General features: G+C 44.3%; 15 protein-coding genes. 8 read left to right on the top strand and 7 right to left on the bottom strand.

The genetic code is table 11. The features are described from left to right. The gene (locus tag WJ238_RS10915) at positions 1 to 576 is read right to left on the bottom strand and encodes a biotin transporter BioY (protein WP_230107534.1); all 576 of its coding nucleotides are present in this window, start codon (positions 574 to 576) and stop codon (positions 1 to 3) included. Between the two features lie 201 nt (positions 577 to 777). Between WJ238_RS10915 and WJ238_RS10910 the strand changes: the two genes are divergently transcribed. After that, positions 778 to 1,284 carry a transcription repressor NadR gene (locus tag WJ238_RS10910; RefSeq protein WP_230106758.1) on the top strand — a complete coding sequence of 169 codons (507 nt, stop codon included), beginning with the start codon at positions 778 to 780 and terminating at the stop codon, positions 1,282 to 1,284. Positions 1,285 to 1,341: 57 nt separating this feature from the next. Here the strand turns inward: WJ238_RS10910 and WJ238_RS10905 are convergent, their stop codons facing one another. Then, positions 1,342 to 1,854 (bottom strand): ferritin, encoded by a 513-nt coding sequence (locus WJ238_RS10905; protein ID WP_230106757.1) that lies wholly within the window; start codon positions 1,852 to 1,854, stop codon positions 1,342 to 1,344. 136 nt (positions 1,855 to 1,990) lie between these two features. Between WJ238_RS10905 and WJ238_RS10900 the strand changes: the two genes are divergently transcribed. Further along, entirely contained in the window at positions 1,991 to 3,190 is a 1,200-nt protein-coding gene (locus WJ238_RS10900; RefSeq protein ID WP_337606938.1) for a class I SAM-dependent rRNA methyltransferase, read from the top strand. A 4-nt stretch (positions 3,191 to 3,194) separates the two neighbouring features. On the opposite strand, the gene WJ238_RS11975 is transcribed toward WJ238_RS10900, so the two are convergent. After that, positions 3,195 to 3,548, bottom strand: coding sequence for a type 2 periplasmic-binding domain-containing protein (locus WJ238_RS11975; protein WP_507627725.1), 354 nt, complete (start codon positions 3,546 to 3,548; stop codon positions 3,195 to 3,197). Between the two features lie 28 nt (positions 3,549 to 3,576). Here WJ238_RS11975 and WJ238_RS10895 point away from each other — a divergent pair, with 28 nt between their 5' ends. From WJ238_RS10895 to WJ238_RS10885, 3 genes are read left to right on the top strand one after another with little or no spacing between them, the layout of a single operon-like run. Continuing rightward, positions 3,577 to 5,091 carry an ABC transporter ATP-binding protein gene (locus WJ238_RS10895; protein ID WP_337606937.1) on the top strand — a complete coding sequence of 505 codons (1,515 nt, stop codon included), beginning with the start codon at positions 3,577 to 3,579 and terminating at the stop codon, positions 5,089 to 5,091. Between the two features lie 29 nt (positions 5,092 to 5,120). Next, positions 5,121 to 5,807 (top strand): RibD family protein, encoded by a 687-nt coding sequence (locus WJ238_RS10890; protein ID WP_337606936.1) that lies wholly within the window; start codon positions 5,121 to 5,123, stop codon positions 5,805 to 5,807. 28 nt (positions 5,808 to 5,835) lie between these two features. Then, positions 5,836 to 6,273, top strand: coding sequence for a cupin domain-containing protein (locus WJ238_RS10885; RefSeq protein ID WP_230106750.1), 438 nt, complete (start codon positions 5,836 to 5,838; stop codon positions 6,271 to 6,273). A gap of 46 nt (positions 6,274 to 6,319) precedes the next feature. Here the strand turns inward: WJ238_RS10885 and WJ238_RS10880 are convergent, their stop codons facing one another. The 4 genes from WJ238_RS10880 to WJ238_RS10865 are packed head-to-tail and all read right to left on the bottom strand — an operon-like array spanning position 6,320 to position 11,934. Then, complete coding sequence (locus WJ238_RS10880; RefSeq protein ID WP_337606935.1) at positions 6,320 to 7,273, bottom strand: serine hydrolase; 954 nt, start codon at positions 7,271 to 7,273, stop codon at positions 6,320 to 6,322. A gap of 3 nt (positions 7,274 to 7,276) precedes the next feature. Further along, a complete protein-coding gene (locus WJ238_RS10875; RefSeq protein WP_230106748.1) occupies positions 7,277 to 9,505 on the bottom strand; it encodes a serine/threonine protein kinase in 2,229 nt (742 codons plus the stop codon). Then, positions 9,502 to 11,064, bottom strand: coding sequence for an FHA domain-containing protein (locus tag WJ238_RS10870; RefSeq protein WP_316266439.1), 1,563 nt, complete (start codon positions 11,062 to 11,064; stop codon positions 9,502 to 9,504). Before WJ238_RS10870 ends, WJ238_RS10875 begins: the two co-directional genes overlap by 4 nt. A gap of 48 nt (positions 11,065 to 11,112) precedes the next feature. Continuing rightward, the gene (locus WJ238_RS10865; RefSeq protein WP_230106746.1) at positions 11,113 to 11,934 is read right to left on the bottom strand and encodes an ABC transporter permease; all 822 of its coding nucleotides are present in this window, start codon (positions 11,932 to 11,934) and stop codon (positions 11,113 to 11,115) included. A 160-nt stretch (positions 11,935 to 12,094) separates the two neighbouring features. On the opposite strand from WJ238_RS10865, the gene WJ238_RS10860 reads away from it, so the two are divergent. The 3 genes from WJ238_RS10860 to WJ238_RS10850 all read left to right on the top strand — a co-directional run bounded on the left by WJ238_RS10860 (position 12,095) and on the right by WJ238_RS10850 (position 14,335). After that, positions 12,095 to 12,745: a nitroreductase family protein gene (locus WJ238_RS10860; RefSeq protein WP_316266443.1), complete on the top strand. Its 651-nt coding sequence runs from the start codon at positions 12,095 to 12,097 to the stop codon at positions 12,743 to 12,745. Between the two features lie 31 nt (positions 12,746 to 12,776). Continuing rightward, positions 12,777 to 13,646 (top strand): SIR2 family NAD-dependent protein deacylase, encoded by an 870-nt coding sequence (locus WJ238_RS10855; RefSeq protein ID WP_337606934.1) that lies wholly within the window; start codon positions 12,777 to 12,779, stop codon positions 13,644 to 13,646. A gap of 116 nt (positions 13,647 to 13,762) precedes the next feature. Beyond that, positions 13,763 to 14,335: a TetR/AcrR family transcriptional regulator gene (locus WJ238_RS10850; RefSeq protein ID WP_337606933.1), complete on the top strand. Its 573-nt coding sequence runs from the start codon at positions 13,763 to 13,765 to the stop codon at positions 14,333 to 14,335. Positions 14,336 to 14,381: the final 46 nt, after the last annotated feature.

Genomic DNA, 14,381 nt, shown 5'->3' with positions numbered 1-14,381 from the left:
TCAGTTGGAAAGTATCTTTTTTTTCAGGATAAGAAGCCGTCTGGCTGTGATGGAAGCCAGAATACATAAAAGATAATCGCCGGCAGCCGTAAGGAAAAAGCAGTTTATGAGAACAAGTTTCCAGGAAACCGGAACATGGATAACATAGTTGCTGACAAAATAAAAATATAAGTTTCCGGAAAGATACATCACTGCAAATCCGGCAGTTGAAATGAAAAGGTATCCCCATATTTTTTGAGGAGGAAACTTTTCAGACAGCCATCCGGTAACACCGGCGGCAAAGACAAATCCTAAGAGAAAGCCGAAGGTTGGCTTCAGGAGATAGGAAGGGCCTCCGCCTGATGCAAATACAGGTACTCCGCATAAGCCGATGAGAAGATAGATTCCCACGCTTAAAGCGCCAAGTCTGCCGCCAAGTACAAACCCGGCGAGCAGTGAAAAGAAAAACTGCAGAGTAAAATGCATGGGAAAGGGCTCCACAGGAATACTGATCTGAATAAAGGCGCCGATAGCAGTCAGCGCGGTAAAAAGACCGCACAAAGTAAGCTGCTGCACTTTCCGTTCCGGCTTTTGCATAGTTTTTTCTTTAGAGTATTCTTTCAAGATGATACACCTGCTTATGTGAAAGTATGCATTTTGGCATACGATTGAACTGTAACGAATTATATTATAAAAGTGGCATGTAAACTTGTCAAGAAAGCGAAGGTTTCATTTCTCCATGGTTTCATAAAAAGGAACAATGTGATATAATTCTTTAGAGATGGAGGTAACAAAAAGATGACTGGTTCAGAGCGAAGAGAAAATATCATCCGGCAGATACGAAACAGCAAAGTTCCGGTTGCCGGAAAACAGCTTGCAGAAGACTATCAGGTAAGCCGTCAGGTTATCGTGCAGGACATTGCACTGATCCGGGCTTCGGGATATGATATTATTTCTACAAACAGAGGGTATATTCTAAATGGTCCGGCGGAAGTAAGCAGGGTCTTTAAAGTACAGCACACAGACGAACAGCTGGAAGAAGAACTGTGCGCGATCGTAGACCTGGGAGGATGCGCAGAAAATGTTATGGTTAATCACAGAGTCTACGGACATCTGGAAGCGCCGCTTCATGTCAGCTCCAGACGTAAGGTGGCTGAATTTATGGAAGATATACACAGCGGGAAATCAAGTCCTCTGAAAAATATTACGTCCAACTATCATTATCATAAGGTGACTGCCGACAGTGAAGAGACATTAGATATGATCGAAAGTGAATTGAAAAAGAGAGGATTCCTGGTAGAATAAATAGAGAAGGTGCACAGATGTCTGTGCACCTTTTTTGCGACAATGGAAAGGATAAATTTACAAAGTGAGTGACGGAGCAGTGTATGTTCTTCCGCCCAATTCCTGATCCAGCATATAGAGGCTCTTGGCGTCGTCTCCGAAAAGCTCCATTTTTTTGATCAGGTCGCTGGCATTTGTTTCTTCCTCACCCTGCTCTTTTACAAACCAGTCAAGGAACTGCATGGTACGGAAATCTTTTGCTTCATAAGCAGCTTCATAAATGGTATGGATCAGTCCTGTCACATATTGTTCGTGCTCATAGCCTGCTTTCAGAGGATCCATTTTCTCGGAAAGTACAGCGTCCGGTTTGTCTATGGATTCAAAGGTAACAGGAACATCGTTATTCTGCATGTACTGGATAAAGAGCATAGCGTGGTCTCTTTCTTCCTGTGCCTGGATCTGGTACCAGTTTGCAAAACCGTCCAGCCCCTGTTCTTTATAGAAGTTTGAAAAACTCAAGTAAAGATAGGCGGAATAAAACTCTTTATTTACCTGTGTGTTTAATAACTGTGAAACTTTTTCACTCAACATGTTCAAACAACTCCTTTATCATAATTATGAAATATTTTGCAATATCAGTATACCTCCGGAATATAGAAAAAACAATCCTGTATTTACAAATGGCAGCGAGGGATTTAAGATGGAAATACAACAGGAGGAAAAGGATATGAGTATGGCATTAGTGACATTAAAAAAAGGCGAGGGACGCTCCTTAAAAGCAGGAGGAGCATGGATTTTTGACAATGAGATTGAGACAACCGTGGGAAGTTTTGAAGATGGGGATATTGTAATGGTGCATGACTTTGACGGTTATCCCATGGGGAAAGGATATATCAACAGCCATTCCAAAATAAGAGTCCGTATGCTTACAAGAGATAAAGATCAGGATATCAACGAGGAATTTTTTCGAAAGAGGCTTGCAGATGCATGGGATTATCGAAAGAAAACAGTGGATACATCCAGTTGCCGTGTTGTGTTCGGGGAGGCGGATTTCCTGCCGGGGCTGGTTGTGGACAAATTCTCGGATGTTCTGGTATTTCAGGCACTGTCTCTTGGGATGGACCGAAGGAAAGAAATGGTCATGGGACTTTTAAAAGAGGTGCTGGAAGAATATGGAATCTGCATCCGGGGCATTTATGAGAGAAGCGATGCGAAAGAAAGAGAAAAAGAGGGTTTGAAAAAAACAAAAGGATTTTTCGGTCCTGAATTTGATACCTTTGTGCCCATAGTGGAAAATGGCGTGAAATATATTGTGGATGTAAAAGATGGACAAAAAACAGGATTTTTTCTGGATCAGAAATATAATCGTCTTGCAATCCAGAAACTGTGCAGGGGAGCAAAAGTTTTGGACTGCTTTACCCATACCGGTTCCTTTGCGCTGAATGCAGGTGCAGCCGGCGCCAGAAGTGTCCTTGGAGTGGACGCTTCAGAACTGGCAGTCCGTCAGGCAGAAGAGAATGCAAAATTGAATCATCTGGAAGAAAAAGTGAAATTTATTGCGGAAGATGTGTTTGAGTTGCTTCCAAAGCTGGTAGAGCAAAAAGAAGAATACGATTTGGTTATCCTGGATCCGCCTGCATTTACAAAGTCAAGAAATTCCATAAAAAATGCAGTTAAGGGATATCGAGAGATCAATATCCGGGGAATGAAACTTGTCAAAGACGGAGGATATCTGGCAACTTGTTCCTGTTCTCATTTTATGGATTTTGAACTTTTTACAAAAACCATACGCCAGGCGGCGGCAGGAGCACATGTGCGGTTGAGGCAGGTGGAGTTTCGGACGCAGGCCGCTGATCATCCGATTCTGTGGGCGGCAGATGAGTCCTATTATTTGAAATTCTACATTTTCCAGGTGTGCCGGGAATAATGCATCAGCTTTCCTGGAGCAGCCGGGGCATTATAGAAAGGAAGCGCTTTAATGCCGGATGATCGTGATGATATTGGAAGTATACTCCAAAAGGTACTTTCGGCAGATCGGTTACAGGAATATAACATAATCCGGCTTCCCTTGCCAGGGGAATATCCGGGTATAGAGTATAGCCGATCTGGGCCTTTGCCAGCGTAAAGGCACTTTCAATATTCTCGGTCAGATAGTGTTGCTCCGGGGGAAGCTTTGTAAGAATCTGACTGTGAGCCGCAAAAACAGAACTGGATGTCTGCCTGGGAGAACAGGCAATAAAATTTCCGGAAAGCCGGCTTAGTGTCAGGGTTTTATATTGGGCCAGCGGATGTTCCGGCGAACAGATACAAGCAATGGAAGCGCTGCCGATTAAATATTTTGATACACATGCCCACGGAGATATTATGTCTGTCTATACGAATGATGTAGATACTTTGAGACAGCTGCTAAGTCAGAGCGTTCCCCAGATCATTAACTCAGTGATTACCATGACAGCCACGTTGGTTACCATGCTGATTTTGAATCCGGCGCTGACGGTGATCTCAATTTTGACAGCTGCAGTCATGCTTTTTGTCACTTCCAAATTATCCGGATTGTCCGGAAAATACTTTATCCGGCAGCAGATTGACCTGGGAGCAGTAGACGGGTTCATTGAAGAAATGCTGGATGGCCAGAAGGTAGTGAAAGTCTTCTGCCATGAGCAGGCCGCCATAGAAGAGTTTCACAAAGTAAATGAAAAGTTAAGAGACAGTGCAGATAAGGCAAACACCTATGCCAATCTGCTGATGCCGGTCAACGCCAATATCGGCTGGATCAGTTATGCGCTTGTGGCGATTATGGGAGCTATCCTGGGGGTAAATGGACTTGCCGGAGTTACGATCGGAACAGTCATTGCATTTGTGGGACTGAATAAAAGCTTTACCAATCCGATTACGCAGGTGAGCCAGCAGCTGAATTTTGTTGTCAATGCGGCAGCAGGTGCGCAGAGAGTCTTTGATCTGATGGATCAGGAACCGGAGGAAGATGACGGATATGTGGAATTGGTCAACGCAAAAGAAGATGAGAACGGCCAGCTTACAGAATCAGCCGTCCGCACAAATCTGTGGGCGTGGAAACATCCCCATAAGGCGGACGGGACAGTTACGTACACAAAACAGGAAGGAAAAGTTGTCTTTGATGATGTGGATTTCGGATATACGGATGATAAAATCGTACTGCACAACATCAGTCTCTGGGCAAAACCAGGCCAGAAGATTGCCTTTGTAGGAGCTACCGGAGCGGGTAAGACTACGATCACCAATCTGATCAACCGCTTCTATGATATTGCAGATGGTAAAATTCGTTATGACGGTATTAATATCAATAAAATCAAAAAGCAGGATCTAAGAAGATCACTGGGAATGGTGCTGCAGGATACCCATTTATTTACCGGAACGGTTATGGATAATATTCGCTACGGTAAGCTGGATGCAACAGATGAAGAATGTATCCGCGCTGCAAAGCTGGCAAATGCCGATGGCTTTATCAGGCGCCTGCCGGAAGGGTATCAGACACAGCTTACCGGAGACGGCGCTAATTTGAGTCAGGGACAGAGACAGCTTCTGGCGATTGCCCGTGCTGCCGTGGCTGATCCGCCGGCGCTGATTCTGGATGAGGCTACTTCCTCCATTGATACCCGTACGGAAAAACTGGTGCAGGATGGAATGGATGCTCTGATGAAGGGAAGGACAACATTTGTCATTGCCCACCGTCTGTCTACAGTCAAAAACTCGGACTGCATTATGGTAATGGAACAGGGACGCATCATCGAAAAGGGCACTCATGATGAGCTGATTGCAGCAAAAGGAAAATTTTGTGCATATAAATAATTAGGAAATAGAAAGGATGATGGAAGAAAATGAACAGGCCACATATTATCTGTCATATGATGACAGCTGTTGATGGACGAATTGACTGCGGAATGACGGCAAAGCTGGAGGGAGTAAAAGAGTATTATGAAACACTCCACGCCCTGAATATGCCGACTTCCTTAAGTGGACGGGTGACAGCGCAGCTGGAAATGGCGGAAGAAGGGACATTTACACCTGAACAGCAGGATATTTTCGGACAGGAAGGTTTTTCAAAAAAGGCGGACGCTGTGGGCTACAGCGTTGTAACAGACACAAAAGGAACCCTGCTTTGGCCGGAGCAAGATGGCAGTGAAACTCCGCTTCTTATTCTTACAAGCGAGCAGGTCACAAAAGAATATCTTGCCTATCTGGATGCAAGAAATATTTCCTGGATCGCCTGCGGAAAAGAAAGAATCAATCTTGAACGGGCAGTGGAAATTCTTGCTGATGAATTTGGCGTTGAGAGGATGTCCGTTGTAGGAGGAGGGGCCATCAACGCAGGCTTTCTTGCGGCAGGACTTTTAGATGAAGTGAGCATCCTGCTGGCTCCGGGAATCGATGGAAGAAAAGGAATGGCAGCTGCATTTGACGGGCTTCCTATGGAGACGGAACCATTTCATCTGAAGCTTTTAAGTGTAGAGTCTTATGATGATGGAGCAGTATGGCTGCGGTACCAGGTAAAAGATAAGAAATAACAGCAATAAAAATAGCGGAGGGATAAAAATGAGATATTTGAACGAGACAGATTTTGAACAGGCAAACGTATTTGGAAAAGGGGAGGCAAATGTTAACTTTGCACAGTACTTTATCGGCGAATCGTTTCTGAATCCTTTGACAGATCCGGGACAGTGTCCGCTGATGATCTCCAATGTAACTTTTGAGCCGGGATGCCGCAACAACTGGCATATCCATCACGCTGCCAAGGGCGGCGGACAGATCCTTTTGTGTACGGCCGGAGAGGGCTGGTACCAGGAAGAAGGAAAGGATCCGATCAGCTTGGAGCCGGGCAGCGTCATCTATATTCCGGCGGGTGTGAAGCACTGGCATGGGGCAAAGAAAGATTCCTGGTTCAGCCATATTGCATTTGAGGCTCCGGGAGAAGATACCTCAAATGAGTGGTGCGAACCTGTTACAGATGATGAGTACGGAAATCTGGAATAAAATCAGGCAGGTACGGCTTTCGCCATGTACCTGCCCATTGAAAAGGTTACATCATTTCATATACAACACTGGAAGTGCGGATAATAAACTGTCTGGCAGTATATGCGTCAGACAGATTCTGTGACATGACGCACAGTACATAGGTGCCGCTGTCTGCATATACGATGGCGGCATCATTTTCCACATCAGAAAGCTCCCCGGTTTTATTTCCGGAGGAAACACCGGCAGGAAGACCAGAGGGGATTTTGCCGCGGCGTTCCTGCTGATTCATGTAATCCAGGATAGTGGAGGCTCCCTCCAGCTGGCCGGCATTCGCCATTTTGAGAAAGTTGCAGCAGTCTTTGACAGATGTATAATTGTCATCTATATCGTTGGGATGAAGCATCAGCCGTCCCATATGCGTATCAGAAAAGCCATGGGCGGCACAGTACTGATTTACCAGTGCCATACCGTTCTGATCTACACCGTCTCCCAATCGGTTTACCAGTGTATTGCAGGATGTATTGTCGCTGACAGTGATCATAGATTTAATAAGGTTTTCTGTCTCACCGCCGTAAGAATCATAGGCGGTGACTTTTTCATAATTCTCATATACACAGCCGGCGACATAGAGCTTGATCAGGCTGGCAGCCTGCATGGGACTGCTGTTTACTGAGGCCAGATCATTCTCATCCACTCGTCCTGTACATATAGCGACGCTGCCTCCGGCATTGTATTCCGTATTGACCAGTTGTTCCAGCCGGCTTTGGATTTCAGACGCCTTGCTTGAGGAAGATGTCTCTGCCGGAGGCGGTGACGGTTCCTCCGGTTGCTGAGGCTCTTCTTCTTTTTTAAGCTCTTCCTCCGGTTCTGTTGGTTTCTCCGGGGTCTCGATCTTAATAGGATCAGCAATTTTCTCTTTTTTGTCTGCAACTGCCTGGTTATACAGAATAAAGATACCGGCAGAGGTCCCGATGATTACAAGAAGGACGAGCAGCAGAATGATAACTTTCTTTTTCATGCCTTATTTCCTCAAATATTCACTGTTTACATATCCGTACTGATTCAGACTTGGCACATATACATACCAGTAGGTTCCGGAGGAGGTGTCTACGACTTCCACCGGCTGTCCGTTGGCAATTTTGCCAATTTCATTGGAAGCATCGTAAGCAGTATCATTTCGCAGTGCCAGATAACCGGAAGAAACGCTTGCGTAATAGGTGGATCCGCTGCTGGAAGAAATCTTTCCTTGAGATGAGGAACGAAGGTAAGTGGCATTTGTATATCCATAGCTGCCCAAAGTTGGAGAATAGACATACCAGTATTCACCATCATTCCGAAGTGCATATACAGACTCCCCATTATACATTTTTCCGATTTCATTGGATGCGTCATAGCTCTTGGCATTGCGGAGAGCCAGGTATCCTTTCTGCACATTTACATAGTATACACCCAGATTACTGGATGGCGGATTGCCGGGGCCGAATACATCGCCGGTACTCTGTGCCTGGTTGGATGCAGCAGCATCTGTAGTTTCTTTTTCTTCCGCTGGTTCCTCGTCAGACAGTTTTGACTGGTCAACATAGCCGAATGTCTTGACTTCCGGAGCGTAAATATAAGCATAGGTATCTCCGGGCGTTGCCATCACTGTGATTTCATCGCCTCTCTCAAGAATGCCGATAGAAGTAGCATCCTCTTCTGTAGTGCTTAAGATGGTCAGCTGCTCGTCGCCGGATACATTTACATACTTTTCAATAGGTTCCATTGCAGCGTCCCGTTCGTTGGTCAGATAGTGATAATCCAGATATCCCGTAAGGTCTTCGGCCTCTACGTAAACTTTCCAGGAGTCATTTTCTGTTCGTTCCACTAAAGATACCTTTTCCCCATTATCTAATTTCGTCAGGATCTTGCTGTCCTCATCCTCAGTTTCCCGAAGTTTGAGTACTTCCTTACATCCGGTCACATAGTAATCTCCGAAGGTTTCTATTTCCTCACTGTCGTTGCCCACAACGTTCCAGATGATAAAGCCGGCTGCAGCGGCAACTGCGATACCGCCTACAATAGCGGGGATCAGGAATTTTTTCTTTTTGCGTTCAGGAGAAGCCTGCCTGTTGTTTGTATCGTCCGGATCATACATTCCCGGCTGGCCGTAACCGGTAGTAGACTGAGTATGGGTATAGGTCGGCTGCGTATGAGTGTAGGTCGGCTGAGTATAAGTAGGGTTATTCTGCGAAAAATATGTCTGATCAGCAAACATGGTGGCGTCAGAATCTTCCGCTTCATTTCCGGTTGTCTCAGGGGTACTGCCCTGCATAAGTCGAAGCAATTCATCCATGCTCTGGCAGCGATCCTTCGCATGCAAAGCCAAGCCGCACATGATGGCATTTTCAAATTCAGGAGAAATCCTTACTCCCAACTCGGATGGACGCTTCAGACTGTCATAGGCCATACGATCAATGGCATCAGCCGGAGTCGTTCCTGTAATGCATTTATATATGGTGGCGCACAATCCGTAGACATCTGTCCAGGGGCCCTGATTTCCGGTGCTGGTATACTGTTCCTCCGGTGTATAGCCTCTCTTGACGGTACTGGTAAGCTCCTGATCCTGCTGCATAAAGTAACGGGCGGAACCAAAGTCCATTAGTTTGCAGATGCCTTGATTCAGGTACATGATATTGTCCGGGCTGATATCCCGATGAATGACGCCCAGCTTATGTATTTTTGACAATGCTTCTGCAAGCGGAAGCATGAGTACCCGTACTTTTTCAGCGTCCATGGGACCGCACTCTTTGATATGGGCAGCCAGCGTCTTTCCCTCAAGATATTCCATTATAATGTAGGCTGTCTCGTTTTCTTCAAAAAAATCCTTTACATTTACAATACCAGGTTCTGATGAAAACTGCGCAATATTTCTTGCCTCAGCAAGAAACCGATCCCTGCCTTTTCGGATAAAATCTCTCTGCTCTTCAGTAGAGATCGTTAAGTTACTGGAAACTTCATTATTTCTATTAATGCGTCCAACAGGATAAAATTCCTTAATTGCAACCTTGGTTTCCAATACGGTATCACGCCCGATGTAGGTGATTCCGAATCCTCCTTCACCAATTACATTTCCAACCAGGTATTTTCCATTCAGTATCGTTCCCGGCTTCAGCTGATGAGGTACAGTCTCTGGAATTTTTTTGCCCACACAGTCTGCACAGAGCGTACCTGTAGTAATTTCACGCATACAATTCAAACAATACTTTTTCATCTTTTGTTCCTCCCTCGTTTCTTAGGCTGTAATGTATATTTTTGAATGTAATAGTCTGCTCTTCCTTTGCCACCTTCATAAGTGGGATTGATTTCCAACATAATATCCTGAAGACGCTTTACCTGGAAAAACTCCAGCGCCTCCGGAACCGTTCCATAGAAAGCCATTTGACCGCACTGTTCTTTTGTGCTTTTGGCGATGACAAGTACTTTTGTAAACAGGCTTTCTCCGGTCACGCTGTTGACAGCGTCGTCCGGCTCATGGGAAATGACCATGACGATCTTCCCGTTATCAGCGATCTCCTTTAAAATTTCCATCTGCTGCATGCGGGATGCTGCATCCAGTCCGGAGTCAGGCTCATCACAGATAAATACTTTCTGGAAGCCGATAAGCTGTGCGGCTACCGATACTTTCTTTTTCTGTCCGCCGCTTAGCTGGCTGATGAGGTGTTCACTTAGGTTTTGGACACCGACCTTTTCCATAGTATCCTGCACGCGCCTAAGCTTGTCCTGATGAGAATAATCCTGCTTGGGTAATTTGATTTCCGCTACATCCATCAGGGTTTCTCTTACTTTGTCATTCAGACGGAGATTTAAAAACTGAGGCACCAGACCGATTTTTGTTTTCATATATTTAAAATTTCGATATAGGTTCTGACCGTCCAGCAAGATTTCTCCGTCTGCCTTTTTTTCTCCGAGAATCGTATTGATCAGCGTTGTTTTACCGGCACCGGATCCGCCAAGGATAAGGACAAAGTCTGTATTTTCCGCTTCAAACTCAATATCCTTGATGAGGGTCTTTCGCCCGAAATTCACCGCCATTTTCCGGATGTTCACAGAGAGCTGACCTTCTTCTTTAGTGAAGATATTGTAAATGATCGTGTCGGCCCACAAAATGAGAATGGTATTACCGATCCGAACAACATCGTGCTCATACAGAAGCTGGCTTTTTTCTATTTCTCTGCCGTTGACCCGCACGCCGTTTTGACTGTGGATATCCTCGATCCAGCATTGACCGTTTTCCTTCCGGATTACAGCGTGGGTACGTGAGATCAGAAGATCATCCAGAACAATGGTATTTTTTTCATCCCGTCCGATCCGAATCTCTGCCAGTCCCTTTATAGATCGTACGGTCCATCTGGAGCCCAGGGTATAGCTCCATGTAAAAATCATAAGAACTGCTTCCGGATGAGGATCATCCAGCCGGGAATGGTCAATTCTTAGAACGTCTCCTTCCTGGAGCTTATATGGGGCAGATGTTCCACCATCCTGTGAGGTCAGTTTGTTCCCGTTTATATAAGTGCCGTTCACACTGTTATTGTCAATGTAGTAGTAGTCCTGATATACATCACTGTAAACAAATTCACCGTGCCGGCGTCCTGTGATCCTGGACTGTACACGAATATCACAGTTTGATTTGTCGTAATCTCTTCCGAGAGTCATATTGCCCTGTAAAGGCACCACTACCGGTCGGTTTCTCATGTCTAAAATAATCAGCGTCGCGGTTTTTCCTCTCTGTTCCTCCGGGACAAAGGCAATTGTTCTTTCGCTGTCCATCATGTATTTTCTCCCATTCTCTTATGTATTGCTATTTTTTATATAAAGATATTAAGAATCTCTGTTTTTAATTTTCAGACTCAGTATGCTGATCACAGCAAAGCACAGGATCAATCCGATGCACCATCCCCAGGCAGTGAGAAGGTTGCTGGCTACACAATCATAGCAGGCTTCTGTTTCCAGACGTTCTACCATGGGATAGGCTTCACTGATCTTCAGAGGATATTTTGCGTTATTCAGGTCTGCAATACTTCCAAAAGCGGACATTCCCCATTTACTGAAGGTAATGTACGCAATTTTTTCACTGGTGCCGCTTAATTCAAACAGTACACCGCTCATGATCAACTGCAGGATCAGTACAAAAGGCATGATCGTCATAGCGGTGGTAGGATTGCCGGCGATAGAAGATAACATAATACCCATAACAGCAGACCCAAAAGTCAGCAGAAAAATGGTAATAAAATATTCCACATAGGCACTGGTAATAATTCCGTCGGAATTAAAGTCGATAAACACATTGCACACGGCAAAAATCACCACACTCTGCACCAGACAGAGAAGCATCTGCCAGAAAATATTGGCAGAAATATATGCAGAAAGTTTCATTCCCTGGCGGTACTCGGCGCGGATGATTTCGTGTTCTTTACAGATTGATTGAACGGAATTGAAGATTCCGATCCAGATGCAGGCTGAGGCGATCGTGAAAAATCCGGATTTGGTGCTTTCATAGGTAGTAAACATATCGTCGCCTACGATAGCAGCAACCAAAGTCGCGATAATTACAGCAAAGATCACGAATTTCCATACCCGCTCCCGGAAGGCAATCCTTGCGATTTTTTTAAAATAGATGGATGTCTGTTTGGTCGAAAACATTTTCTGTAAATTCCCCCTCCAATTAAAGCTGCTCCTATATATTGCCATGGAGCGCACAAACATTTATTCTATTATATCACTTTTATTTATTGAGAGGGAACTATTTGAGAATAATTACGATATAATTTTTTATGAAAAATGACACGAAGGGAAGGTCAGAATGAATATTATTAAAATAATGGAACAGAGGCACAGTGTACGTCAGTATGAAGATAAAAAAATCGAAGCCAAAAAGAGAAACATTCTGCTGAAAGAGATTGAAGCGGTCAATAAAGAAAGCGGGCTTCATATACAGATCTTTTTTGATGAACCGAAATGTTTTGATTCCATGATGGCACACTACGGTAAATTTGCAGGAGTGCATAATTATATCGCACTTGTAGGGCCTAAAGGAGCCGATCTTGACGAAAAGAGCGGTTACTATGGAGAAAAACTGGTTCTTCTTGCACAGTCTCTGGGATTAAATACCTGCTGGGTGGCAATGACCCATGGTAAAAGCGCCGCTGAAATTGGAAGAGGAGAGAAACAGGTATGCCTGATATCATTAGGTTATGGAAAAAATCAGGGCGCTCCACATAAAAACAGGTTGCTTTCAGATGTAACAAAGGTAAGTGGAGCAGCGCCTGACTGGTTTAAAAAAGGAATGGACGCTGTTATGCTCGCTCCTACTGCAATGAATCAGCAGAAATTCCTTTTTGAGCTAAATGGAGATAAAGTATCCGCAAAGGTATCCGGTTTTGGGTTTTATACAAAGATTGATCTTGGAATTGTCAAATACCATTTTGAAGCAGCAACCGGAAAAAATCTTTGATGATCAGCATAAAGTTTTGAGGTGATATTTAATGTTTTTAAGGAGACCGATCTCAACATTTACAGGAGATTACTTGGAAAAAATTGAAAAGTTAAAACAGGAAATCGAAACAGCCGATGCCATTGTGATCGGTGCAGGTGCAGGGCTGTCCGCTTCTGCAGGAATGTCCTACAGCGGGGAGAGGTTTGAGAAGAACTTTGCGGATTTTCAAGAAAAGTATGGAATACAGGATATGTATTCCGGCGGATTTTATCCATATGATACCCTGGAGGAATACTGGGCCTGGTGGAGCCGTCATATTCTGATCAACCGCTATGAAGTCGGCGTGGGAAAGCCTTACCGCGATCTGCTGAAATTGGTAAAGAAGAAAGATTATTTTGTCCTTACAACAAATGTAGACCATCAGTTTCAGATGGCCGGGTTTGATAAAGAACGGTTATTTTACACCCAAGGAGACTATGGTTTGTGGCAGTGCTCTAAGCCTTGTCATCAGAAGACCTATGACAACGAGAAAACGGTGCGGCAGATGGTTTTACAGCAAAAGGAAATGAAAATCCCTACGGAATTGATCCCCAAATGCCCGGTATGCGGTGCTCCTATGACAATGAACCTGCGGGTGGATGGGACTTTTGTGGAAGATGAAGGATGGCATGCGGCAGCAGGCTGTTATAACGAGTTTATTCGTCAGCACAAAGGGGAGAAAGTACTGTTTTTGGAACTTGGGGTGGGCGCTAACACTCCGGTGATCATTAAGTATCCCTTCTGGAGGATGACAGTGGAAAATCCGAAAGCTGTCTATGCCTGCGTAAACTATGGGGAAGCTTTCTGCCCAGGAGAAATCGAGGAGCGATCTATTTGTCTGAATATGGATATACAAAAATTCCTGGAAGATATTTTATAGAAGTTTGGTTAGCGTCGGTGTACAAGGGGCAACACGGCTTGGAGCGTATTGTCCCCTTGTACACCGACGCTAAAAAGGTTATTGAATAAAAACGAACATTCGATTATAATATAGCCATGAGAATGAAAGATGACAACAAAAAGAATGCGATTACTAAAGCGGTAATCAGTCTGTCTAATGAGATTGGCTTTTCTAATGTGTCCATGAGCAAGATTGCTAAAAGAGCAGGTGTGTCCTCGTCCACTTTGTACGTCTATTATGAAAACAAAGACGATATGTTCAATAAGGTATATGCTGATGTGAAAATCCAAATGCACAAGAAATGTGCAAAAGGACTTGAAATGAACGAGACAGTAGAAAACTCTGTGAAGAAAATTTGCAAAAATGTTTTGCGCTATATACAAGAGTACACAGAGGAATTTCTTTTTATCGAGCAATCCTGCAACTCTCCCTTTGCTACAGAGGAGGTGTTGAATGAAATAGAACAGCATAGCAAAGAGATTGTCGGAATTTTTGAACGGGGCATTAAAGAAGGTGTGTTGAAACAGACGTCCCCTATCTTATTGATTAGTTTCTGTTATTATCCTATTCAACAGATTTTTAAGGAATACAGAAAGCCAAATTCAATGTTGCCCGATACAGATTTTAACATGGTCTTTCAAATGTGTTGGGATGCGATCAAACGTTAAAAGACTGCACCATAAAGGTGCTTTCTTTTTTGCATCTAAAATAAAC

It is taken from the genome of Claveliimonas sp. (assembly GCF_037273965.1).
Classification (GTDB): Bacteria; Bacillota; Clostridia; order Lachnospirales; family Lachnospiraceae; genus Claveliimonas; species Claveliimonas bilis.
The sequence above is the reverse complement of the archived record's forward strand: the minus strand, read 5'-3'. Positions and strand labels throughout refer to the sequence as shown.

Coding starts and splice junctions, on each gene's coding strand:
- WJ238_RS10915 (WP_230107534.1), bottom strand. CDS start 576: ATGCAAAAGCCGGAACGGAAAGTGCAGCAGCTTACTTTGTGCGGTCTT.
- WJ238_RS10910 (WP_230106758.1), top strand. CDS start 778: ATGACTGGTTCAGAGCGAAGAGAAAATATCATCCGGCAGATACGAAAC.
- WJ238_RS10905 (WP_230106757.1), bottom strand. CDS start 1,854: ATGTTGAGTGAAAAAGTTTCACAGTTATTAAACACACAGGTAAATAAA.
- WJ238_RS10900 (WP_337606938.1), top strand. CDS start 1,991: ATGAGTATGGCATTAGTGACATTAAAAAAAGGCGAGGGACGCTCCTTA.
- WJ238_RS10895 (WP_337606937.1), top strand. CDS start 3,577: ATGGAAGCGCTGCCGATTAAATATTTTGATACACATGCCCACGGAGAT.
- WJ238_RS10890 (WP_337606936.1), top strand. CDS start 5,121: ATGAACAGGCCACATATTATCTGTCATATGATGACAGCTGTTGATGGA.
- WJ238_RS10885 (WP_230106750.1), top strand. CDS start 5,836: ATGAGATATTTGAACGAGACAGATTTTGAACAGGCAAACGTATTTGGA.
- WJ238_RS10880 (WP_337606935.1), bottom strand. CDS start 7,273: ATGAAAAAGAAAGTTATCATTCTGCTGCTCGTCCTTCTTGTAATCATC.
- WJ238_RS10875 (WP_230106748.1), bottom strand. CDS start 9,505: ATGAAAAAGTATTGTTTGAATTGTATGCGTGAAATTACTACAGGTACG.
- WJ238_RS10870 (WP_316266439.1), bottom strand. CDS start 11,064: ATGATGGACAGCGAAAGAACAATTGCCTTTGTCCCGGAGGAACAGAGA.
- WJ238_RS10865 (WP_230106746.1), bottom strand. CDS start 11,934: ATGTTTTCGACCAAACAGACATCCATCTATTTTAAAAAAATCGCAAGG.
- WJ238_RS10860 (WP_316266443.1), top strand. CDS start 12,095: ATGAATATTATTAAAATAATGGAACAGAGGCACAGTGTACGTCAGTAT.
- WJ238_RS10855 (WP_337606934.1), top strand. CDS start 12,777: ATGTTTTTAAGGAGACCGATCTCAACATTTACAGGAGATTACTTGGAA.
- WJ238_RS10850 (WP_337606933.1), top strand. CDS start 13,763: ATGAGAATGAAAGATGACAACAAAAAGAATGCGATTACTAAAGCGGTA.